General features: G+C 41.9%; 15 protein-coding genes. 2 read left to right on the top strand and 13 right to left on the bottom strand.

Annotation, left to right across the window (positions count from 1 at the left end; genetic code table 11):
- Window positions 1-26 precede the first annotated feature (26 nt).
- Together ACKGJO_RS03520 and ACKGJO_RS03515 are read left to right on the top strand one after the other, a co-directional pair.
- On the top strand, window positions 27-2,432 hold the full coding sequence (locus tag ACKGJO_RS03520) for a TonB-dependent receptor (protein WP_411322014.1): 2,406 nt from the start codon (window positions 27-29) through the stop codon (window positions 2,430-2,432).
- Window positions 2,433-2,453: 21 nt separating this feature from the next.
- Entirely contained in the window at window positions 2,454-2,891 is a 438-nt protein-coding gene (locus tag ACKGJO_RS03515; RefSeq protein WP_411322013.1) for a copper resistance protein NlpE, read from the top strand.
- Between the two features lie 20 nt (window positions 2,892-2,911).
- Here ACKGJO_RS03515 and rho read toward each other — a convergent pair whose 3' ends face one another.
- The 13 genes from rho to ACKGJO_RS03450 form a co-directional block, all read right to left on the bottom strand.
- Entirely contained in the window at window positions 2,912-4,453 is a 1,542-nt protein-coding gene (gene rho, locus ACKGJO_RS03510; RefSeq protein ID WP_411322012.1) for a transcription termination factor Rho, read from the bottom strand.
- 119 nt (window positions 4,454-4,572) lie between these two features.
- The gene (locus ACKGJO_RS03505) at window positions 4,573-5,826 is read right to left on the bottom strand and encodes a bifunctional folylpolyglutamate synthase/dihydrofolate synthase (RefSeq protein WP_411322011.1); all 1,254 of its coding nucleotides are present in this window, start codon (window positions 5,824-5,826) and stop codon (window positions 4,573-4,575) included.
- Window positions 5,823-6,677, bottom strand: coding sequence for an aminotransferase class IV (locus tag ACKGJO_RS03500; RefSeq protein WP_411322010.1), 855 nt, complete (start codon window positions 6,675-6,677; stop codon window positions 5,823-5,825). Before ACKGJO_RS03500 ends, ACKGJO_RS03505 begins: the two co-directional genes overlap by 4 nt.
- Window positions 6,670-7,197, bottom strand: a complete 528-nt coding sequence (locus tag ACKGJO_RS03495) for a TlpA disulfide reductase family protein (protein ID WP_411322009.1) — start codon at window positions 7,195-7,197, stop codon at window positions 6,670-6,672. Before ACKGJO_RS03495 ends, ACKGJO_RS03500 begins: the two co-directional genes overlap by 8 nt.
- Window positions 7,198-7,227: 30 nt before the next feature.
- Window positions 7,228-9,006 carry a glycoside hydrolase family 13 protein gene (locus ACKGJO_RS03490; RefSeq protein WP_411322008.1) on the bottom strand — a complete coding sequence of 593 codons (1,779 nt, stop codon included), beginning with the start codon at window positions 9,004-9,006 and terminating at the stop codon, window positions 7,228-7,230.
- 10 nt (window positions 9,007-9,016) lie between these two features.
- Window positions 9,017-10,552, bottom strand: coding sequence for an MFS transporter (locus ACKGJO_RS03485; protein WP_411322007.1), 1,536 nt, complete (start codon window positions 10,550-10,552; stop codon window positions 9,017-9,019).
- Window positions 10,553-10,720: 168 nt separating this feature from the next.
- Entirely contained in the window at window positions 10,721-12,094 is a 1,374-nt protein-coding gene (locus ACKGJO_RS03480) for an alpha-amylase family glycosyl hydrolase (protein ID WP_411322006.1), read from the bottom strand.
- Window positions 12,095-12,103: 9 nt separating this feature from the next.
- Window positions 12,104-14,476, bottom strand: coding sequence for an alpha-amylase family glycosyl hydrolase (locus tag ACKGJO_RS03475; RefSeq protein WP_411322005.1), 2,373 nt, complete (start codon window positions 14,474-14,476; stop codon window positions 12,104-12,106).
- Between the two features lie 12 nt (window positions 14,477-14,488).
- Window positions 14,489-17,344 carry an alpha-amylase family glycosyl hydrolase gene (locus tag ACKGJO_RS03470; protein ID WP_411322004.1) on the bottom strand — a complete coding sequence of 952 codons (2,856 nt, stop codon included), beginning with the start codon at window positions 17,342-17,344 and terminating at the stop codon, window positions 14,489-14,491.
- A gap of 11 nt (window positions 17,345-17,355) precedes the next feature.
- Window positions 17,356-18,369 (bottom strand): LacI family DNA-binding transcriptional regulator, encoded by a 1,014-nt coding sequence (locus ACKGJO_RS03465; protein WP_411322003.1) that lies wholly within the window; start codon window positions 18,367-18,369, stop codon window positions 17,356-17,358.
- Between the two features lie 121 nt (window positions 18,370-18,490).
- A complete protein-coding gene (locus ACKGJO_RS03460) occupies window positions 18,491-19,558 on the bottom strand; it encodes a SusE domain-containing protein (protein WP_411322002.1) in 1,068 nt (355 codons plus the stop codon).
- A 25-nt stretch (window positions 19,559-19,583) separates the two neighbouring features.
- On the bottom strand, window positions 19,584-21,131 hold the full coding sequence (locus tag ACKGJO_RS03455; RefSeq protein WP_411322001.1) for a RagB/SusD family nutrient uptake outer membrane protein: 1,548 nt from the start codon (window positions 21,129-21,131) through the stop codon (window positions 19,584-19,586).
- A 25-nt stretch (window positions 21,132-21,156) separates the two neighbouring features.
- On the bottom strand, window positions 21,157-24,204 hold the full coding sequence (locus ACKGJO_RS03450; protein ID WP_411322000.1) for a SusC/RagA family TonB-linked outer membrane protein: 3,048 nt from the start codon (window positions 24,202-24,204) through the stop codon (window positions 21,157-21,159).
- Window positions 24,205-24,503: the final 299 nt, after the last annotated feature.

Genomic DNA, 24,503 nt, shown 5'->3' with positions numbered 1-24,503 from the left:
TCTATCATCTAAGAGTTTCTCGGTTAATGAAACACGTATCACTTCTTTTCATATTTTTTGTATTACCCTTATTTGTTACTGCTCAAACTGTAACAGTCAAAGATGCGGATACTGAAGATCCACTTCCTGCCGTAACTTTAAGCAGTGAAAATCCTACATACTTTGTCACAACCGATGAAAACGGAAAGGCTGAATTAACCCGATTTGAAGGTGTGAACCGAATACAAATTCGCATGTTGGGTTACCGCACTAAAGTTCTCAGTTACTCCCAGATCGAAGCAAACGGTTTTGAGATATTAATGCAACCTGTAGCATTTGATCTTAATGATATGGTGGTATCTGCTAATCGATGGTCCCAAAGCGCATCCAATGTGCCTTCGAAAATTACTACTGTAAGTCCTGATGAAATTAGACTGCAGAATCCTCAAACAGCTGCAGATCTCTTAAACCTTTCCGGCGAGGTTTTTATTCAAAAAAGTCAGCAAGGCGGTGGCAGTCCCATGATCCGTGGTTTTGCAACCAATCGACTGTTATACACCATCGACGGAGTGCGCATGAATACGGCTATTTTCAGAGGCGGAAATGTTCAGAACGTGATATCCCTTGATCCCTTTGCCATTCAAAACACAGAAGTCTTATTCGGTCCCGGTTCTGTTATCTATGGGAGTGATGCCATTGGCGGAGTCATGAGTTTCAGCACTCTTACTCCCACCCTTTCTTCAGATGAACATCTGCTTACAAAACTGGGAGCTTCAGTACGGTACTCCTCAGCAAATAGTGAAAACACGAATCATATCGATCTTAGTGTTGGGGCGAAAAGATGGGGTATCCTCAGCAGTCTTTCCTACTTTGACTACGGCCATCTTCGACAGGGAAGCAATGGGCCTGAAGATTATATCAAATCCTATTACGTTGAACCCCAGCTGAATAATGATACCATTATTTTGCAGAAAGACCCACTTTTGCAGATCCCAACAGCTTATTCTCAGCTCAACACCATGCAAAAGATACGCTTCAAAGCCTCAGACAAACTTGAATTCAATTACGGTCTGCATTATTCTGAGACAACCCCGTACGGCAGATACGACCGTCATAATAGAATTAAAAACGGGTTACCACGCTATGCCGAATGGAAATACGGTCCTCAAAAGTGGTTAATGAATCACTTCAAGACCGACTATGTAAATCCTTCCCTGCTTTTCGATAATCTGAGTCTAAGCCTTGCTCATCAGAATTTTGAGGAAAGCCGTATCAGTCGCGACCTGAACAGCACAAACCGAGAGATCAGAGCTGAAAAAGTGCAGGCATACTCTGTTAAAATGGATTTCTTAAAGATCACAGGAGATCGTAACACATTTTATTATGGGTTTGAATATGTTCTCAATGATGTAACCTCAGAGGGCACTGATGAGGAAATATTCACAGGTACTGAACAGGATGGTCCGGCAAGATATCCACTGGCTACGTGGCAATCACTGGCAGTTTATATCAACGATGAATTTGAGGCATCAGAACAAATTACATTACAAGGTGGGGTCAGGTATAATCAGATCATCCTGGACGCAGATTTTGATACACAGTTCTATCCATTCCCGTTTGAGGAAGCCAGCATCAACAATGGTTCACTTACCGGAAGCATTGGCGCCGTATACAGACCAAATGATAGCTGGATCATCAGTACAAACCTGTCAACTGCATTCCGAGCGCCCAACGTGGATGATATTGGCAAGATCTTTGACTCTGAACCCGGAGCCGTAGTAATTCCAAATCCTAACCTAAAACCTGAATATGCCTACAATGCCGACCTGGGTATAGCCCATACATTTGATGATTTCCTAAAAGCTGATATTACCGGGTATTATACCATTTTGGAAGATGCTATTGTCCGCAGGAATTTTAGTTTAAACGGATCCGACAGTTTAATGTATGATGGAGTAATGAGCCGCATTCAAGCACTTCAGAATGCTGCTGAAGCACACGTATATGGAATACAATTAGGCATAGAAGCTAAGCTATCGTCAGAGCTTGAGCTTACTTCTGACTTTAATTTTCAAAAAGGTGAAGAAGAGCTGGATGACGGAAGCACAAGTCCGTCAAGACATGCGGCTCCATGGTTTGGCGTTAGCCGGATCACTTATGAACTTACAAGTTTGACTCTGGAACTCAATTCACAATATCAGGGAGAAAAATCACACAGTGACCTCTCTGTAAGTGAGCAGGGGAAAACAGAGATCTATGCCTTGAATAAAAGTGGGGATACCTATTCTCCGCCTTGGTATACCCTCAACTTCAAAGCTTTATACAATCTGAATTCCAGCTATACCATCACGGCTGGGCTCGAAAATATCACTGATCAGAGATATCGTCCATACAGTTCAGGGGTTTCAGCTCCCGGAAGGAACTTTATAATTTCACTGAGTGTAAAAATCTAACCACTCAGTAAGATCACCCTTATGAAAAGATTTTCGCTGCTAATACTTTGCCTCACATTAACCGGCTGTATAGAAAAGAACCAGCAAGCAAACACCGGAACAAAAATACAGACAACTGTGCCTGATGGTCATAGTTCGCAAAATTCCTTGGATTGGGCCGGCACTTATTCCGGCATACCACCCTGTGCTTCCTGCAGAACCATCAAAATGGAAATCGTTTTGAAAAATGACGGCCGCTACGAACAAACCGGTGTGTATGAGTATGATGGAGAATCTGATGTAGTCTTTGCATCCGGTTCGTTTAGCTGGAATGAGTCGGGCAGCACTATTACCTTGAATAACGCAGAAAAACCTAATCAGTTTTTTGTCGGCGAGAACTATCTTGTGAAACTGGATATGAATGGAAACCAGATCACCGGAGACTTAGCAGATAAGTACATCCTCACAAAAAATAAGTAAGAACCAATACTCAGTTCTTATTATTTATTCATAGATATCAGGAATTCTTCATTGTTCTTAGTGCCTTTTATCTTCTCGAGCAGGAAGTCCATGGCTTCATACGGACTCATATTCGTCAGATAACGGCGAAGCAAGACTACTTTTTCACGTTCAGCTTCAGAGACTAAGAGTTCCTCACGTCGGGTTCCACTTCTGAAGATATCGATGGCAGGATACAATCGTCGTTCTGATATTCTTCGATCCAGATAAATTTCCATATTACCGGTACCCTTGAATTCCTCAAATATCACGTCATCCATGCGTGAACCGGTATCAATAAGAGCCGTGGCCATTATGGTAAGCGAGCCACCATTCTCAATATTACGTGCGGAACTGAACAACTGTCGGGGTGCCTTGAGTGCTTCTGAATCTACCCCACCACTCATTGTACGTCCCTTGTTTGAAGCCACAACATTATAGGCTCTGGCAAGTCTGGTGATGGAATCCATGAGCATTAATACATCATGTCCACTTTCTACCAGTCGTTTTGCCTTTTCAAAAACGATCTCTGCCAGACCGATGTGATTTTCAGGTTTTTCATCAAAAGTGGATGCTACCACTTCCGCATTTTTAACCGTTCGCTCCATTTCTGTTACTTCCTCAGGACGCTCATCTACAAGCACGATCAGGATCTTAGTATCAGGATGGTTTGCAGCAACTGCATTAGCTATGTTACGCAAAATTGTAGTCTTACCTGTTTTCGGCTGTGCCACTATCAATCCCCTCTGTCCTTTTCCAACAGGAGCAAAGAGATCGATGATACGGGTAGTATGTTCTTTCGGATCAAACTCAAGACGAAAGCGCTGGTCAGGGTGAACCGGAAGCAGATCTTCAAAATCCTGCCGATTATCCATATCGTGCGGAATACGCCCGTTCACACCTTCAATACGAAGCAAAGCAAAGTACCGTTCACCTACTTTAGGCGGACGTATCACACCGATCACGCAATCTCCCTGCTTTAAACGAAAGCGCTTGATCTGTGATGGTGATACATAGATATCATCCGGACTTGCTTTATAGTTGTAATTTACTGAACGAAGGAATCCATAGCCATCAGGCAGTATCTCCAATGTACCTTCATTAAAGAGATAAGGTCCCAGATCAGGTTCAAGTTCTTTGATCCTTTCCGCTAAGGTATTAGCATCAGACTCTGGCAATTTATTATGCTCATGTCCGGGTCTGCGTTTTTTATTCTTGTGCTGATGCTTCCTATTCGATTTTTTATCCTTGCTCTCGTCCTTTTTCTTATAAGACACAATATGATCCTGACTTCCATAGGATTTCATTTCTGAATCCTTTTGAGTGGAATCATTTTTTTGATTGTCTGTCTTAGCATCTGAAGAGTCGGAGTTTTTCAATTCGTTTGCTTTTTCACGAATACTCTCGATAAGATGTACTTTTCGAATACCGGTAACCCTTTTGATACCAATGGATTTTGCAATCGTCTGTAATTCGTGAAGCTTTTTCCCCTCTAAGGATTCTAACTCCCCGGCCGAGATTCCGGCAGTTTGATTATCTGACATAAAATGTGGCTGTTATAAATATATGATTCTTACTGAATTTTGGGGTGAACATCGTGCCGTCTGTCATTCAAAGCGGCTATAAAGGATATTCAATCAGGTAAGGATAATAGCGATGATAGTTATGGTACGTTTCTTGTCCATCGCTTAACGATAGGATAAAAGTAAAAACTTCCCATAAAAATTACTAACTCAGACTTCAATTCATTTAAAATAATTCCTGCGTTCGTTTCGTCCATCATTTCAACACTGATCTGCTTATGTATATCCTTATATTTTGCTGCCCTATCACCTGCTTGTTCCACAAAATACCTATGTCCAAAATCACTGAGTACATGTAGGAAATCAGGGTTGACCTTATCCTTCATCGCCGAAAAAACCAACACTGTATCTTCAAGTGATTTCAGCTGTTTAACTGCCTCTATGGACGATAAAAGAGCGTCTTTGTTATGTGAACCGCTAAAGTACCAATCGTAATTCGGGTGTATCTTCTCGAACCGACCGGGCGCTCCTTTGAAATCTTCAACTGCATTTTTGAATACTAGATCCGGTACGGGAAATCTGCCATCCAGAGTCATCACGCTTTGCCAAACAATAGCAACATTCCATTTATTTACGGACTCCCTAAAAACAGTATTAAGTTTTAAACCCTTTTTATTGAGCGTAATAACTTCCTCATTCCATTCAGGATGTACTGATGTTGCGTAAGAAACGGGTGCTTTCATTTCATCAGCAAACTGCTCACAAACCCGCAAGGCCGCCGAGGGCATATTTCCTAAAACAACCGGTGTATGCTTCTTTATGATCCCGGCTTTTTCTAGTGCGATCTCCTCCACGGTTTCTCCCAGAATATCCTGATGATCAAGGCCAATACTTGTTATGATAGACAACAACGGCTGAATGATGTTTGTGGAATCAAGTCTTCCACCCAGACCTGTCTCAATGATAGCAATATCCACATCTCGCTTTTTAAAATACCAAAAAGCAATAACGGTACTGATCTCAAAATAACTGAGCTTCATTTTATGAAGAAGATCATCCCATCTATTGAAAAAATCCATGAGGTCTTTATCGGGGATCTCTTCCTTGTTTATCCTGATCCGCTCATTATATCGAAAGAGATGTGGTGAGGTAAATAAACCTGTTTTGTAGCCTGCTTCCGAATATACTTTTTCAAGTAAATAACCTGTTGTACCCTTCCCATTCGTTCCTGCAATGTGAATAGCCGGCAGATCATAGTGTGGATTTCCCATTTCATCCAGAAAAGCGAGAATGGTATCAAGGGAAAAGTTCGCAGCGGCGGCTCCTGAATTCTCAAATTTTGGTATCCGTTCTATAAAAGTCCAAACCTGCTCAATACTACTGAACTTACTCATTTTCTAAGCTCCTCTTGCTTATACTTCTCATATAACTCAAGAATTTCTTCAAAGGGCTTTTGTCCTGTTTTGAATTGAATATCATCAACAGCTCTTATCTCTCTGATCTCGATAAGTGAATTGGTGCAGAAAGCTGCTTCAGCCTCATAAATTGACTTAGGTTCAAACTTTCCTATTTGAATATTGATTCCTCTTTCCTGTAAGATACTAATTATACTACCTCTGGTAATGCCAGGCAGCAGATCACACTCTTCTGATGGTGTATGGATAATTCCATCTTTCATCCAAAACAGATTCGCAATAGTAGTTTCACTTACAAGGCCATTAACGGTAAGCATCACGGCATCGTCTTTCTGATGCCTGTCAGCCTCCTGAGCGGCTTTGATGTAGTTCAAGCCATTAGTCAGCTTATATTTTCTTTCTAGAGCTTCTGAAGGGATACATCGCGTTTTTGCTGTGAGCAGATCCAACGGCTCAGAAGATCGGGTATATGAATTTACCTGAATCATTCTGAATGTTTTTGAGGATGAACTTTTATAACCCCGCCTGCCCTCTCGCCAAAACTGAATACGAACCATGGATTCTTCTGAACTCAAGTTATTTGTACCAAGAAGGTCTGAGACTTCTTTTTTCAGTTCTGCTGAATCTATGGGTGAATGCATGCCTAAATACGCCAACCCTTCTTTTAATCTGTCAAAGTGTTCTTCCCACTTCAGAAACCTGCCATTATAGCTTTTCAGTGTTTCAAAACAGCCGTCACCATACATCATACCACGGTTTAGAGGAGAAACAGAAGCCTCATCGCTATTGATCAAAGATCCGTTCAATGATATGTAACCGTTATCAGTCATTTAAATATACTTTCAGAGAATCGTACCCTACCCCCTTTTTATAACCTACCTGTGCATTGATCACCTCAGAGTTCTCATCAAATAAGATATAGCTTGGGTAACCTGGCACTTTAAGGTCATTGAACAGTTCTGTCCCATCAGTATAAAAGAAAGTAGGGAAGGTTTTATCATCCGGCAGAGATTCCTCAGCGTCTTTCACTAAAGCAGCGATCACCTGCAGCGAGTCTGATTCAAATTGTGTCTTTTCGATCTCTCCCAGCATCAGCTCTGATTTTTCTGACCAGCTGGCCCAAAATACCAAAACTGATTTTTTTCCCTTCATATCACTTATACTCAGTGAATCAGCTTCTCCAACCAATCTCATGTACTTGATAGTCAATGAATCTGATTCAACAAGATTCTCCCTGAAGCGTTCTTGTCGCTTGTTATTAAAATGAAAAGACGAGTATATAATAACCAACATTGTGATCACACCAACAGTGATCATGAACGGTACAAACTGCTCTTGTTTGAGGCGCATAAATTTTTTGTTTTGAAGATAGAGAAGTTTCTACTTCAATATGAGGCCTGAAATTGGTTTAATTTTGATAGATGAAGTCGTATAGGAGATCCCATCAATTATATTCTCAACTGACTTTTCTTTAATGTATTCTGAAAGATCTGCTTCTTGTTCAAACTCAGAACGGTTTAATATTACAATGATCTCCTCACCGGCAGATTTTCGTACAAAGATCACAAGCTTTTTTTCCGGATCGTCGAATAAAATTTTTGCCTCACCGTATTTCAGAGCATCAGAAGAATTTCTAAGCTCAATGAGTTTTTTATAATACTCAAATAATTCAAGGTCAAAATTATTGCTATCAGCCGGCCTATCATCTCCAAAAGGATGATGAGTCTCAGGTTCATACTCCATGTCTTCCCATACCATAGGTTTTCGGTCGTCGGGGTCATCCGCACCCCACATCCCGCTTTCGGTTCCATAGTAGATCATCGGTGCTCCTTTCCAGCTAAACTGGAACAATGCTACCAATTTCTGAAGCTTGCGTTCTTTTTCATTGGGTTTACGAACTTTGAAGCCATCTCTGGGGTGACTCTCTCCTTCATACTCAACTCCCTGATTTACAGTAAAAGAAGCCAATCGAGCTGTATCGTGACTGTCCATCAGGTTTTGAAGTACATATCCCGCACCCTTCGGATAATCCTTTTCTATCTGTATCAGGCGATCTGCAAATTCTTCGGTATTGATCTTATCATCGATCAGAAAATCTTTGGCTGCGTAGGCGAAGCGGTAGTTCATCACAGTAGTAAATAGGCCGCCGGAAATATATTCTTTGGCATTCTCTGTCCAGATCTCAGCAACGGTGACAGCTTCCGGATTCAGATTTCTGACCAATTCATGCCATTCAATCCAAAAATTTATTCCTAGTTCTTCTGCCACATCCAGACGCCAACCGTCTATGCCATCAGAGGGATCGCCATCGCCATTAGGATCCATCCACCGCCTGGTCACAGCAAAAATGTGGTTGCGAATCGGCTTAACGAGTGTCCCATTTTCTTCTTGAAATACCGGCAGTCCTTTGAAGCCCCACCACCCTTCATAATCAAATTCGTTGGTATCAGGAGTAGCAGGATCATCAAAAGAATTCACGACATACCAGTCTTTATAAGCGGATTCTTCTTGATTCTCTACAAGATCCTGAAAAGCCCAGAACTCTGTTCCCGTGTGATTCCAAACTCCATCTATGATCACTTTCAAGTCTCGGTCATGAGCTTCATCAATCAACTGAAGAAAGAGTGAATCCGCTGAGGTCCATTCCCACGTCGAAGCATCAGCCGGATCTTCTGCCTTAAACCGGCCCACATCTCCATCCGGATCAGGACCAAAGTTTCTATCAATATGATGATAATATGAGGCATCGTATTTATGCATAGATTGTGCATCAAATACCGGATTGAAATAAATAGCACCCAATCCCAATTCTTTAAGATAATCAAGCTTATCGATCACACCCTGAAGGTCTCCCCCGTATCTTCTCTCTCTTACAACGGCATAGAAGTCATCTGTGTGCTCTCTCTCCCACAGATCTCGTTTATACCAATCCTGAGTCCATTCAGTAATCTCCCATCCTTCCGGTCCCCTTGCTCTCTTTCGGTCAGGTTGATTGCCGGGATCTCCATCCCTAAAACGCTCCGGAAATATTTGATACCAAACAATTCCCTCAGCCCATTCCGGGGCATTATATGAATCTGATCCTATTTCAGGGCTTGTACAAGCCTGGGTTATGATCAACAGTATAACTGAAAGTGAGAGTAAACCATTGTGTATCATGTAACTCCGATCAATCTACTGCGTCAACGTCATCCACAAAATACATAGTGGCCGCCGCAATGAATAACACGATCCCGCCAAGCACCAAAGCATAAACTGCTTCACCGCCGAAGTAAGTGCGGGTCACAAAACCGAGAACCGTAGCAGCTATAAGCTGAGGAAGTACAATAAAAAAGTTAAAGATACCCATGTATAAACCCATCTTATTCGAAGGTATGGACCCGGCTAAAATGGCATAAGGCATAGCAAGGATAGATGCCCAGGCAATACCGACTCCGACCATGGAAAAGATCATCAAAATTGGATCTGAGATGAAGTAGATCATAATTAGACCTGCACCGCCTAACATAAGTGATATGGCATGAACCCATTTACGACTTAATAGTTTTGCCATAGGAGCAAGCCCAAAAGCTACAATGGCTGCAACACCATTGTAAACGCCGAACATCAACCCTACCCAGTCGGCCCCTTCATTGTATAGAGCAGATGTCGTGTCTATAGCCCCATAAATGTGGGCAGTAACTGCAGACGTTGTATATATCCACATTGCAAAAAGTGCAAACCAAGAAAAGAACTGAACCAAAGCAAGCTGCTTCATAGTCTTCGGCATGTGGATAAAATCATGCATTACCACAACAAGACCCTGTTCTGTCTTACCGGATTTTTGCAACAAACCGGCGACCATCATCACCAATCCAACTACCGCCAAACCGCCGGTTGCTACGTATACTTCCTTATCCAAGCCATAATGATAGGTAAGCCACGTTGTGACGACTCCAAATATGGCAAACAGGATGCCCAGAACTACCTTTTTTTGGCCATCACCTGCTTCGATGGGAACTTCACGAAGAGCATTTTTATCTTCTATCTCTTCTTTTTCAGCATCTTCAAAGGCTTTAAGCTGCTCAGGCGAGTATTCCTTGGTTTTGACCACAGTCCATAACACAGCACCCAAAAAAGCAATAGCACCCAGATAGAACGACCATTTTACCGATGGAGGGATGATTCCTTCGGGTGCCGTATTTGCAACATCAAACCAATTAGTCAGTACCCACGGTAAAGCTGACGCAACTACTGCCCCGGTTCCTATAAAGAAACTCTGCATGGCAAAACCTTTGGTTCGCTGTTCCGATGGCAACATATCTCCCACAAATGCGCGAAATGGCTCCATGGAAATATTAATGGAAGCATCCATGATCCATAGCATACCGGCAGCTACCCAAAGTACCGGAGAATTAGGCATAATGATCAAAGCGATCGAGGCTGCTATAGCACCAAACAAGAAATAGGGTCGCCGCCTGCCAAGACTTGTCCAAGTACGGTCACTGAAATACCCAATGATCGGCTGGACCACTAAACCCGTTAACGGGGCAGCGATCCACAAAATGGGGATATCATCAACATTGGCACCCAGTGTCTCAAAAATTCGGCTCACGTTGGCGTTTTGCAAGGCAAAACCAAACTGTATTCCAAGGAAGCCAAAACTCATATTCCAGATCTCCCAAAAACTGAGACGTGGTCTTTTGTTTAAAAGTTGGTCTGACATAAGCTGACGAAATTAAATTGGTGGTTATATAAAAGTGATCTTAATAAAAGAACAATTTGGAGACCCATCAGACGTATATTCCGTTCGATGGGGCGTTCTTGTCAAGTAAATGAACCTGATTTTAACGGTCCGACGGATTTTGTTCCATCAGACCGTGAACATGCATTATTATTCGTTGGCAATCAGCAACCAGGAGTTTGGTGCAACCTCAAAGTAATTATTCGTGGTTGGTGGCAGTTGTTCCGAATAGATCTCATAGGATGATTCATCAACCGGGATCTCATAATCATCGAGCGGCACATTAATTGATTCTGTACCGTTATTCAGATACACGAATACCCAGTCAACACCTTTAACCCTTTTGTAGGCATAGGTTTGATCAGGTGATTCATAAATATTCAGATCACCCCCAAACTGACCGTTCCAAAGTGCTTCATTATCTTCTTTGAGCTGAAGAAGCATCGTATAAAATGGCTGATATTCGTAATCCTTCCACTCTATCTCATCTTTTTCAAAGAACTCAAGCTGCTTGTCCAGGTTTGATTCCTGACCATTATATATCAAAGGCATCCCGTCTATAGTGGCAGACAGTACAACAAAGTTTTCAAAGTTGTCACCATACATTTCGGGGTCAGTTCCGGTCCACGAATTTTCATCATGGTTGGTTGTAAAATACATGCGGTAAGCACTTTCAGGGAATTTGGTTTCTTCAACTTCCATCAGGCTGTCAAGAGTCCCAAAATCATCATTACCTGCAGCAATCTCACGAATAATGTGTGCGTAACTCCAAGCATATGTCATATCGAATGCCTCATGCATTTCAGGGCCTTCATCTTCTGCCAGCATAAATACAGGTTTGATCTCATCAAGTTTGGCTCTTACATCTTTCCAATAATCAAGAGGAACCATACCGGCCACATCACAGCGATATCCATCGATGTCAAATTCACGAACCCAGTATTCCATAGCATCGGTCATGGCAGCTCTCATTTCTGCATTCTCAAAATCGAGTTGAATAACATCGGTCCAGTCAGTACCCCTTGGAGGCATAAAGTTTCCGTTTTCATCCAGTTCGTACCAATCCTTATTCTCAGTCCATGGACTGTCCCATGCAGTGTGATTGGCAACCCAATCAATGATCACCTTCATACCCAATTCATGAGCTTCACTTACAAGAGCTTTAAAATCTTCTTCAGTACCAAAGTTTGGATTAACAGCTTTATAATCCTGTACGGAGTAATAGCTGCCCAATGGCCCTTTTCGGTTCTCTTCCCCGATCGGATGGATAGGCATTAGCCAAAGTATATCAACACCCATGGCTTCCAGTCTTGGAAGGTCTTCACGAAACGCATTAAAGGTTCCTTCCTCAGAATACTGACGAATGTTCACCTCATAGATACTTGCATTCTTACTCCATTCCGGATGAGCCGTAATGGGATCAATGGTATTCTCCTTAGGATCGACTTCAGGTGCAGCACAAGATGCCAGTAACAGTGCTGAAACCGTAAATAGTGCATATAGATATTTGGGTAGTTTAAACATGGGTCTCTTTTAGAGTGTTAATATTTCAAATTTGTTTGAAGGCAGTGTTATGATCAGTATTCCGTTTTCAATTCTGAACTCGTGTCCAAATTGCGGTTTTAAATTGGTGTAGTCGAATTCTTCCCGAAGCTCGACCTCTACAGTCTGATCGGTTTCAGCTTTGTTGAAGACCACAATGACCTGATCCTCAAAATAAGCCCTTGAATAGGCCATGGTATTATTCTCTGTGGTATGGAACTTAAAATCTCCGTAAGTCAACGCCATTTCGCTATTTCTAAGACCAGTGATCTTTTTAAAGACATTACGATTTCTTTTTTCAGGTTCGGTCAGCTCGCTTTCATCAAATTCCATCCACCGGCGATTGTCAGGATCATTGGCTCCGGGCTGCCCGTATTCATCTCCCATATAGGTCACAGGAATGCCTGGAATGGTCTGATTGAAGGCATGAAACATGCTTAGCCGTTCGTAAGCAAAGGCTTGTGGATCCTCAATTTCACGTGTCCAGCCGGCTAATTTTCCATCCTCATCCCAGCTTACTTCTCCACTTGTAAGTGTTATAAAACGGGTTTTATCGTGGTTACCGGATATATATCCCATCAAATTATGATAACCAAAATAATTAAAACTTTCCTGAAGCTGAGTTCTGAGATTTTCAAAGGTGTTACCCTGACCAAATGTGTTAAGCCCGGTATCATACATATTGAAATCGAACTGACTGTCTAACATGCCCGAGTTGATATAACTGGCAACCAACTCACGACTACCGTAGGTTTCACCGATCTGAAATATCTGTTTACCGGTTGGGATGGTCACGGAATCTTTGATCTTTCGGGTCAAAGTGCGCCAGAATTCAAGTTGAATATGTTTTGTGGCATCATGACGGAATCCATCCAAGTCATATTCTTTAACCCAGAAAAGAGCTGAATCTGTCATGGTCTCTACCACTTCCTCTTTAGAAAAATCAAGAGTTGGCATAAAGGTATCAAACCAGGTCGTAAGCCGATATTCATCCCATTTCTCGGTATTCAGGGTCCCATCGGGCAGATATAAATCGGTGGCCCAGTCGGGGTTGTTTTGATAAACCGGATGCTCCTCATGCACATGATTTGCTACATAATCAAGGATCACGCTCATTCCATTTAGATGAGCCACATCAAGCAATTTCCTGAATTCTTCTTCAGTACCGTATCTATAATCTAATTTTGAAGATGAAACCGGCCAGTACCCATGGTAACCTGAAAATTTGGTGGTGACTCCCCCTCGATCCCATAGTCCGTAAGCTCCTTCAGGATTTTGAGTGATCGGTGATAACCAAAGTGTGTTCACACCAATACTTTCAAAATAACCATCTTCTATTTTTTGAGTGATCCCGGCAAAATCTCCTCCATAATAGTTTGCTTTTGGGTGAATATCCGGATCGTCTACTTTCGTTGTGTTGGAAGGGTTACCGTCTTTGAAACGATCAATTAAAACAAAATACATATTCCAGTTGTGATTATCCTTTCGGGTAAGGTCTTCGGTTGACTCTATAACCCAACCACTGCTTAGTGGAATAAGCACATCATTTGATACCCTTCCATCCTCATCAAAGGTCCATGCCCTGATGTGGGATCGCTCCATCACTCTTCCATTTGAAGGAATCTCAAAACTAACAATGCCATCCTGATATTTCGTCTCAAGCTGATGATTCTCCCAGAATACAATGGTATTTTCGGGTGCCTCAGTTTTTAAATAAACGGAGGGCCCCGAGTGATCGTAAGTATCCAGATAAAGCTTTTCACTATCCGGGTTACCGACCGTCAGAACCGAATTGGTTCCTCCCATTCCGTTTGAAACCGTATTAGGATTATCAGGATCAGGCATCTCCTTACCGTCAACAACAAATATATACTGATATACACCTTCATTGACGATCATACTTGTCTCCCACATATCTCCTTTCTTTTCAAGGATGGCTGCATTGGGATTCCAGTTATTCATCTCCCCTTTAAGCTTTACCGATGTAACATTGTCTCCGGCAGGATCAAAAGTAATGGTAACCTTTTCCTTGGTTGATGCCTTCAATAGCAGATCATAGGAATAACCGTCGGCCCATACCCTGAGCACACCCAGAGGATCTTCGATAGAGCCGGTTAACGTGATCACAGAATCATTACTGCTTAATATCGCGTTCAGGCCGACTGGAGCCTGAACTGAATCGATGAGTGAGTAAGATTTAAAATAATCGGCGGTAATAATATCAGTGGTATCTTGTTGCAGCGTAACCGGTGAAGCCAATCCAATGATCTCAGAATTTCGCGGTGCTTCTATTGGTGAGGTACATCCTGCAAAAAACGCTGTAATTAAGAATAAAAGTAAAAGTCTTTTTGTGTCTGATGCCATTTTATATCCAGCTTATTTTATCAGTGTCATTTTCTTTGAGATAACTGCATTTTTTGCCTGTAATCGATAGATATAGATTCCACTGCTTAGGTCATTTGCCTGAAATGAAATATGATAAGTACCTGCAGCTTTACGTTCATTTACCAGTTCTTTTACTTTTCTCCCGAGCAGATCGTAAACCACAAGCTTAACATCAGACTCCTCTGCCACTTCATAGCTGAATGATGTACCTGGGTTGAACGGATTTGGATAATTCTGGCCAAGACTGAATGATTGTGGGGTTATATCAGGATCCGGATCGCTATTATCAGGTTCTGCAAATTCTTTGGTTGTATAGATCCTGTATTCACCGGGACCTAATGTCAAATCTCTCTGTAGGTTTGACACATCTACCGTGGAGGCATTAAAATAATCATACCAGGTTCCGTTCTGAGTATAGTTTAATACTATGTTCGATTCTTCAACTCCAAAGTTACCTACAATCACCACATCTGTGTCCTGATGTTCCAAAGTGATGGTTTTGACAGTACCTGACAGGTCATACGTTGCATTATCCGGCTCTGTGAATGCAGCACTAGAATGCCTAAGGTTTAACAATTGGCTCCAGTTGTTATATAACTCACGGCGATCAGGGTCTTCAAAATACTCCCATCGGATTGGTTTTTCACCTGTTCTGCCATTAAAATTGATATCGACCTCATAACCCAATTCACCGAACTGCCATAACATTTTCGGCCCCGGTAAAGTAAAGAAAAAAGCCCCTGCTATCTTCTGTCGGTCCAGTGCTGTAGGTAATTCCTTGATATTATAATCACCTGATTGTGCTCCATATTGCAAGTTTTTAAACATCAGTCTTTGTTCATCATGACTTTCCATGTAACCAATCAAATGGCGGGCCTGAAAACTATTTCTGGATTCAGAAAGAACACCAAATAAATTTGATTTACCATTACTGTTGAAACCCATGGTGGCCTCGTTATAAGGGCCATTCATATTGCCCCAGAGCAAAATTCCCTTACCTTCGTCCAGGCGGTAATTGGCCCACTCAGCTTCCTCAGATTCACCGCCAAGGTGTTCAAAGATCACGTAAAAATCAGGGTCGGCGGCCCATTGATAATCGGCATACTGTTTGAGCACATCTACCCTATCCTGTTGATAACTGCCGGTACAGGCCTCATCAGATTCGGTGCAGTTCTGAGTGAATCCTTTGGTGAGATCCCACCGAAACCCATCTATGTTATATTCATTGATCCAGTGTTCTATCATTCTCTTTGTGTAATACCGTGTTCCTGAATAAGAATGATCAAAGTCATTGAATACATTATATGAATGGGTTGGAACCGGATTGAAATAAGGATTCGATCCATAATCGTATAACCTGTAAAGTGAACTTGCACCGGTGGCATGATTCATCACAACGTCCAGAATAACAGCCATATCCCTTTTATGAGCTTCATCAACAAAGCGTTTGAAGGCTTCGGGTGTACCGTAAAATTTATCCAGGGCAAGATGGAAGCTTGGATTATAACCCCAGCTTAAATTTCCATCGAACTCACTCACCGGCATCAACTCGATGGCATTTACACCCAGATTCTCCAGGTAATCAAGAGTATCGGTCAGCGTCTCAAAATTTTGTGCTTCCACAAAATCACGGATCAACAGTTCATATACCACAAGTTCTGTTTTCTTTGGCCGTTGATAGTTTGTAGCCTCCCAGGTGTATTCAGATACTCCGGGTCGCACCAGGCTCACCCATCCACTGGTCTTATCCTGAGGATATGGTTTCAGATTCGGATAGCTTGTCTCAGGAATGTATTGATCATTAAAGGGATCCAGTATCTGACTGGAATAAGGATCCGCAATGCGGATCTGACCTTCAACTAAATATTGAAATGCATATTCTTCGCCGGAATTCAGGCTGATGTTTTCTATCCAAAACCAGGCACTGTCTGCTCCGGCCGTTTCTTTGTTCATGAGATACTCAGAAGTCGGAGTCCAGTCATTAAAATCTCCGATCACATATACATAGTCTTTATTTGGGGCAAATAAAGACAGGCTCATAGTATTCGATGAAAGGGTTATACCGTCTTCAAGTTCTGTTGGTCGGGCAACTGTTTCACCTACATTATCGCGAATAGTTACAAAGGCTGTTGCCGTATCAGCTACATTTTCTCCGTTATCTGCTATAAGGGAAAAATGAACATCATTTTCACCCACGGCAGGATTGAATGTATATCGGAGAGTGTCTTGTGTTGTACCGGCAACTTCTGTTCCCTCTTTCAAAAGCCTGAGATTCAGTGTGCCTGAACTGACATTACCGATTCCAACAAGTTCAAATGAATTCCCTTCTTCTATGATCTCGAAATCATCGAATGGAGATATGAACTGCGCATTCACGCTTCCTGATGATAATGGAATAAAGATATCATCCCCGCCTGAATCTCTGCCAACAGCATCCGGATCACCGCTTCCATCTACCGTGCCTCTGAATAAAACAGCGATCTCTAATATACTTTCGTTAGGGTCCGTGATATTAAAAAAATCTCTGACCGATGGCCCGTAAGTAAATTCCCATTTGTTATTTCCCAGTGATGTTGCTTTGAGTTCTGCAGGATAACTGGTCCAGCCTCCTGCCGGCCGAACATTTTTCCATTCTCCATTACTCTCTGAGGTAATTGCACCGGTATACAGATATACATCACCGGTAAAACCTTCAAGTTCTCCATTACCCTGAGTGGCATCAAATGTTATGGTAACTGATTGTGTCTCAGTCGGGAAAGCCGGATCGGTTGTTACAACCTGAGCATGTAATACACCTATAAACAGGCTAAAGATAATTGTCAGTAAAAGGGTCTTAATAAATTTCATACAATGTTAGGTCAAACTTTCACTTTACTGCCATTCAGAGCAGTTGAATTTCGTGAAATTAGTTTAGGTGTATAAATTGTTTGTGAAACGGCTTTGGAAGGATTATTCATGCGGTCGATCAAATTCTGAGTGGCATAAAATCCCATTTCTCTCATTGGCTGCCTGATGGTAGAAAGGCCCATATACTCAGCCAGTTCAATGTCATCATATCCGATAATAGGAATACGTTTACCGGCATCCTGCATGGCTTTTAAAGCACCAACTGCCTGTATATCTGATGAACAGAAACAGGCATCGGGCGTAGGATCCATCTTCAGGATCTTTTTCATGGCTTCAAAGCCGGCACGTTCCGTAAATCCGTCCCGGTTGGTCAGATCACCGGTTACGAACATTTTTTTATCGTATTCTATGCCTGCCTCTTCTAGGGCTCTTTTATATCCTTCCAGGCGATCTCTGATGGGTTTGGATGATTTAAGAGCGCCAAGCATCGCAATACGCTTGTAACCTCGGTCTGTCAGTGCCTTTACGGCTCTGTATGCTCCCTGACTGTTATCAACACTCACTGAGTCAAATCCATCAAAATACTCATCTATCAGAGTAATTGGCACGTTGTATTTCTGAAGGCTTTGCCAATCCTTATCCTCAAGGTGAACCGAAATGAACATATACCCTTCAGCCAAACGACGCTTTAGAACGTGTTCAACCTGTTTTTTCAGGTCTTTGTTTGGTGAGATATTAAAGATACTGAGTTCGTAATTCTTTTCGCTCAGTTTATCCTGTATACCTCCCAGTATCTCCATAAAAAAGTAGTTGGAGATCACAGGGACCACAACCATGATCGTATTATTCTTACGGCTGGCCAGGCCCTGTGCAAAAGCTTGTGGGTGATATCCCACTTCATTAGCAACAGTCAGCACTTTTTCTCGTGCCTTATCCGATACTTTCCCGCTTTTATTAAAAACGCGGGATACCGTTGCAATACTTACTCCGGCTTTTTTTGCGATATCGTATATAGTTGCTGCCAAATCTAGGTGTTTTTTATATGAAACAGACCTTTCACAGTCTGTAACAAAAATTTAAATCTAAAATGTTAAAGAAGTATCAATGAGAAACTGCCTGTTTTAGCAGCCCATGCTGATTGTTTATTTATTCAATTGAGTATGTATAAGGATACTCACTTAAGTTTAGAATAATAATATAATTGCCGGCAGAAGAAACTGAAATGTTTCCACCTCCTTGATCTAGTTCACCATCACCTTCATTGTCTCCATAATCTAGGTTCCAGGCATCATTAGCTCTGAATTTAAAAGTACCTGAAGTAAGATTGATATCAACTGTCCAAACTTTGTTAACCGGATCATAAGTCATATCAGTATCACTATCCCATCCGTTTGGAGTAGCATCACCAATTACACCCCAATCAGTCTTGGTTACAGAATACTCTAAGTTGTTAATGTTAACGTTCATTTTATAATAACCGGACTCTGCTAATGTAGCATTAGTTTCACCATCACCGTCAACCAGTTCAGATGTTGAACCATTGTTACTACCCCAATCTTTGCTCCAGTCTCTGACAGCTGTAAATTTGAATTCGTTATTGGCATTTGCCATATAAACGTAACCCTCATAATTATCTGTGAGACCATCCAATGAAGATAAGGCTGGTGCATCTGCAGGGCTCCAATCATTTGTATACCCACTAGCACCTTGGTAATTTCCAGGCACATATATTGCCGGGCAATAATTACATGTTGAGTATGGGGTAAGATTTAAACTTACAGGCGATGTATACATGGTATCCACCTGATCGTTGACTACAGCCTGGACTCTAACCATAGCATTTATTTCCTGCAATGGTGTAAAATTAGCTCCTAACAATACTGCATTCAAGTCCTTAACAGTAGTAGTAAATTTTGTGGTATTAGATCTACCTAAATTTACAATACTATTATTATCGAAGTCTGCATTCTCCGGATCCATTTGCACTGTGTATGTAACCGCAGCATCGAATCCATAGTCAGATTCAGACCACTCTAGGAGAGTTAATGAATCACCTGCTACATCCTTATTAAGTACATAAGTCTCACCATCCCCTGAAATAATGGTTGGGGAATCTACATCAGTTTTAAGCATCGGTCCGGTACTGTCTTCACAAGAAATTGTGAATAACAACCCAAACATGATCGTGCTTGTTATTAAAATTAGTTTCTTCATAATATTACCTCTATAGTTAAATACTTTAGTATCCTGGGTTTTGAGTCAGGTTTGGGTTTGCATTCACATCAGAAAATGGTAGTGGATAAATTTCATATTTATCACTTACACTCTGTCCAGCTTGTATATCTCCTTTCCAAGCCCATACATATTCACCTGAAGTAAATCTACCAAATCGACGTAAATCAGTTCTTCGGTGACCTTCCCAGTATAATTCTCTGGCACGTTCATCAAGGATAAAATCAAGAGTTAAATCACTAGTGGTAATATCACCTGAGTTATCGCCAAACGCTCTAAATCTAAGTGCGTTTATATAGTTAACAGCTTGCGCCTCAGTTCCTCCTGAGGCTCCTCTAACGACAGCTTCAGCATACATTAGGTAAGCGTCCGCCAATCGGAACATTGGGAAATCTGTATCGACAAATTCCAGATCACTGCCGTTCTCACCGTTTGATTTCTTATTGGTCCATTTTTCAATAGCATAACCGCTTGTGAATGAGCCTAGTTCATCAACTTCGAGAGTTTGACCGTCTGTGTGAAACATACCTCTTGAATCACCTGTATTAAATTTATTGACAAATTCAGGGGTTGTTCTATTTCCTGCCCAACCCCCATTTACTCCGTAATCAGCGGAATTCATACTACCTCCAAGCTGTGCAAAGACAAGAAAAGTAGTCCCACCGAAGGTAGTTGAATTGATACCATCAAAAGTGACCGGAAATATGATTCCATCTGCTGTATGGTTATCAGCCATAAACAGCTCTTGATAGTTATCGTGTAGCGTATACGCGTTGGAAACATCTTCAGCGTAGGTCAAGGCATCATCATAGCGTTCCTGACCAATATAGACTTCGGCATTCAAATAGAGCTTAGCCAACAACATCCAGGCAGCACCACGATCGGCACGGCCGTATTCTTGTGAACCTGATGCAGGTAGTGTACCTGCAATGTCGAGCAGTTCACTTTCAATGAAAGCAAACAGGTCATCGGCATTGGTAGGCATTGGTGGTTCCGCACCTACAGCATCATCTTCCGTTACAAATGGTACATTGCCACCGAATAGATCGAGTGCATGCCAGTAACTAAGAGCGCGCAGGAAGCGAGCTTCAGCTACATAAGCCTGAATTTCAGCTTCTTCTCGTCCTTCTGAATTCCGGATGAATTCGTTCGTCATGGCAATCTCATAATAGATCCGACTATACATTGCCATTACGAAATCATTAGAAGCCGTCCATGACAGGGTATTAAATTCTGGAAGACCTTCGTCATTCCATCCTACAATTGCCTCATCGGTTGGATTTTCCTGATGCGTAAAATATTGACGAATATAGCTTGAGAAGCCCTCATCAATACCCTGAATATCAGCATTTCCGGCAGGACCTTGTTGTCCTGTCATGGAGAATCCCGCATACAGTTTAGCTAATACCTGCTTATAATCCTCAGGGGTTTCGTAAACCGACTCAGATGTAACAACATCATCATCGAGAGGTGTGGTGCTCAGGTCATCGACGCACGACACCATCAAAAAACCCAAGAGTACAGTAAATAATATTATATATGTTTTTTTAAACATGATCTTGGTTATTAAATGGTTTCAATTAAAAGTTCAGGTTCAAGCCCAGAACGAATGTTCTCGGTCTTGGGTAGATATTATTGTCAATACCTCCAAAGACTTCTGGATCCAATCCACTGTAATCAGAGATCACAAATACGTTTTGAACCGTTGCTGAAATTCTTAAGCTGTTAATGGCATCAAATACATCATTGAATGTATAACCAACATTAACGTTATCAAGTCTTAGGAAGGATGCATTTTCTACATAATAGTCTGAGAAGAATTGAGCTTCCTCAAATCCTGTCTCAAGTACTGATGCAGGTGCATTTCTGAGATAACCTTCATACAACATCTCGCTGTAGAAAGCATTACCTGAGGCAACGTTATTGTATACGTAGTTACCAAGGCTTGCGTGACCGGCAAAAGAAGCATCCCAGTTCTTGTATTCTACCCGGGATGAGAAACCGAATTCATAATCAGCGGCCGGGCTTTCGTGGCGGTATTTATCGGAATCGTTTATGACACCGTCACCGTTTCTATCCACGTACACACCTTCCAGAGGTTTGCCGTTAGCATCGTAAACCTGCTCATATACAAAGAATGAGTTTCTTGGAAATCCGACACTGTGGATCTGAATGGTGTTACCCACACCACCGGAAATACCCCCGGTTTCAACACCAATATAATTTGGATCGTCCACGGTAGTCAGTTTCGTGATCTCATCAGTGTTCTTGGAAACGTTCATGCCAAGTTCCCAATAGGTATCCTGAGTATTGATAATACGTCCTGTGACCTCAAATTCGAGTCCCTGAACTTCTAAAGTCCCTACGTTTGAAAGTATTCGGTTAGTGAAGTTCGATCCTGCAGCAACCGGCACTACATTAAGTAGGTCATTCGTTTCTCTGTAGTATCCTTCGATCTTACCAAAGATACGATCATTCAGGATGCTATAGTCAACGGCTACGTTGTAAGTGGTTGTTTCCTCCCACTTAAGGTTGGCATTGTATCCTTCCGGTCTCAGTGTGGTAATAAATTCGTCGCCAAACTGATATCTCGCATTAGGCTGGCTGTAGGTATACTGTGCCAGATAAGGATAATCACCCTGCCCGATCTGCTGTTGACCGGTAACACCGTAACCAACTCTTAGCTTAAGTTCATTTAAGCCTTCAAAATCATCCATAAAGCTTTCTTCATGGATCTTCCAGGCCAATGCAGCTGATGGGAAAAGCCCCCAGCGATTGTCTTCAGAGAATCTGGAAGTACCATCCTGTCGAAGGGTAGCTGTTAACAGATACTTATCCTTGAATGTGTAGTTCAAACGTCCAAAAAATGACACTATGTAATTCTCTGTGGCATAATCTGTGTCGGAACGTACATCAAGGGTTCCTTGTCTGTCAAAGTTAGTTGCGTAATTAGAGCCTTCTTCGAAGCGATGCTCCCAGGAATAACCGGCCATTACATCAAGTTCACTTTCCCAGCCTTCAACTATGGTATCGTAGTTCACGTAAAAATCAAAAAGTTCATTCTCTTTACGTTGATCATAATTTTGTCTGAGACCGGATGTTGCAATATTGCCTGAATATTCAAATGCTGCTATATCAGGTACCACTACATTGCCTTCTGTTACGTCTGAATAGTCGAACCCTGCGTTAACAATAGCACTAAGTCCTTCGACGAATGGCAATTCATAATCCAGCTTAACATTACCAATAGTACGATAAACTTTAGACTCATCATCCCGTTGGTTCAATAAAGCCAGAGGATTGCTGGGTGCAAGTGGATTAGGGTTACCATTTACATCTGTCCAGGTAAAGTAACCGCCATATTGATCATATGGTGCTCCCCCCGGCTTTACAGGTTGAGTAGGGTCAAAGATCACAGCAGACCCGATGGCTCCCTGGTTGCCAAATTGGTTATTGACCTGCATTCCTTTCAAGTTCACATCCAATTTAAGGGCATCATCAAGGAAAGTTGGATTCAATGCTACAGAACCGGTCAAACGATCGTTTCTGTCAGTCAAAAGGATACCTTCATTCCCTGAAAATCCTAAAGAAACACGGTATGGAAGAATTTTGTAGGCACCGGATACACTTATGTTGTGATCCTGCCCTACTGCATTTCTATAGATCTCTTCCTGCCAGTCCGTTTCAGCATTACCTAAACGCTGAGTACCGGTAGCACCGAACTGATCTTGTACGACCTGTCGGAATTGATCCGGATCAAGCATATCAACACCATCACCATAGATCTGGTAAGAAGCTTTTGCTGTATAATTTACCTGAAGAGCCTGGCCTTCCCGGCCTCTCTTCGTGTTAATAATGATCACACCATTTGATGCACGTGAACCATAAATGGCCGTTGCAGAAGCATCTTTCAGGATGTTGATCGATTCAATATCGTTAGGATTGATCGTATTGAGAGGGTTTCTCATACCAGAGACACCTGAGCCATCCAATGGCACACCATCAACTACAAAAAGAGGGTCATTACTTGCAGAAAGTGAAGAACCACCGCGAATACGAATGGTTGCACCACTACCGGGGGCACCATCACCGGAAGTAACGCTTACACCGGCTGCTTTCCCCTGAAATAATTCCTGAGGTGAAGTAATGTTACCTTCGTTAAAATCGGCAGTACTTATAGAACTGACAGAACCGGTATTATCACCTTGCTGTTGTGTTCCATAACCAATTACAACCAACTCCTCTCCTGTAATGGTCTGAGATCTTAATTGTACATTAATTTCTGTTCTTCCGTTGATTGGAACCAGCTGCCGCTGAAAACCCAAAAATGAAAAAGAAAGAGTATCCTGTAAACTGGGAACTGCTAACTCATAATATCCGTCGGGGTTAGTTGTGGTACCGATCGTGGTTCCTACAACTATTATATTTACACCCGGAAGAGTTTCTCCGTTTTCGCCATCAGTAACAGTACCACTGATCGTAGTTCTGCTTTGTGCTATGGCTTCCGTATTTCCAATCTCCGAGAATAGCAATCCGGCTATCAGTGGTATAACTGCAAGCATCTTGAGTGCGTTGAAGCTAAACCAGTCGACAGTAGATCCTAAAATCGGTATCGCTGTTTTTTTCATGTTAAATCTCCAATGTTGGTTTTGTAATTGGCTGAAATGTTAAAATTTATTTTCTCCAATTAAGTTATGTAAGCGCTTACATTATTTCAAGGGAGATTTAACATTATCGTAACACCCTAATAATCTAACTCAGCTATTAGATTTTTGTTTACTTTGGGATAAGTACTTGTAATTTATGCCTTAATACTGATATTACATCACTAATATGACCGTAAGATCTTGTATACCCATTCCTGAAGGCAACAGCTATTAACGCTGTAAACAACTGAGTATAAATACTTTATGTAAGGGCTTACATA

Origin of the sequence: Gracilimonas qinghaiensis (genome assembly GCF_046602855.1) — a bacterium.
In the GTDB taxonomy this organism is placed as follows: Bacteria; Bacteroidota; Rhodothermia; order Balneolales; family Balneolaceae; genus Gracilimonas.
This window is presented reverse-complemented; position numbering and strand designations above follow the sequence as displayed.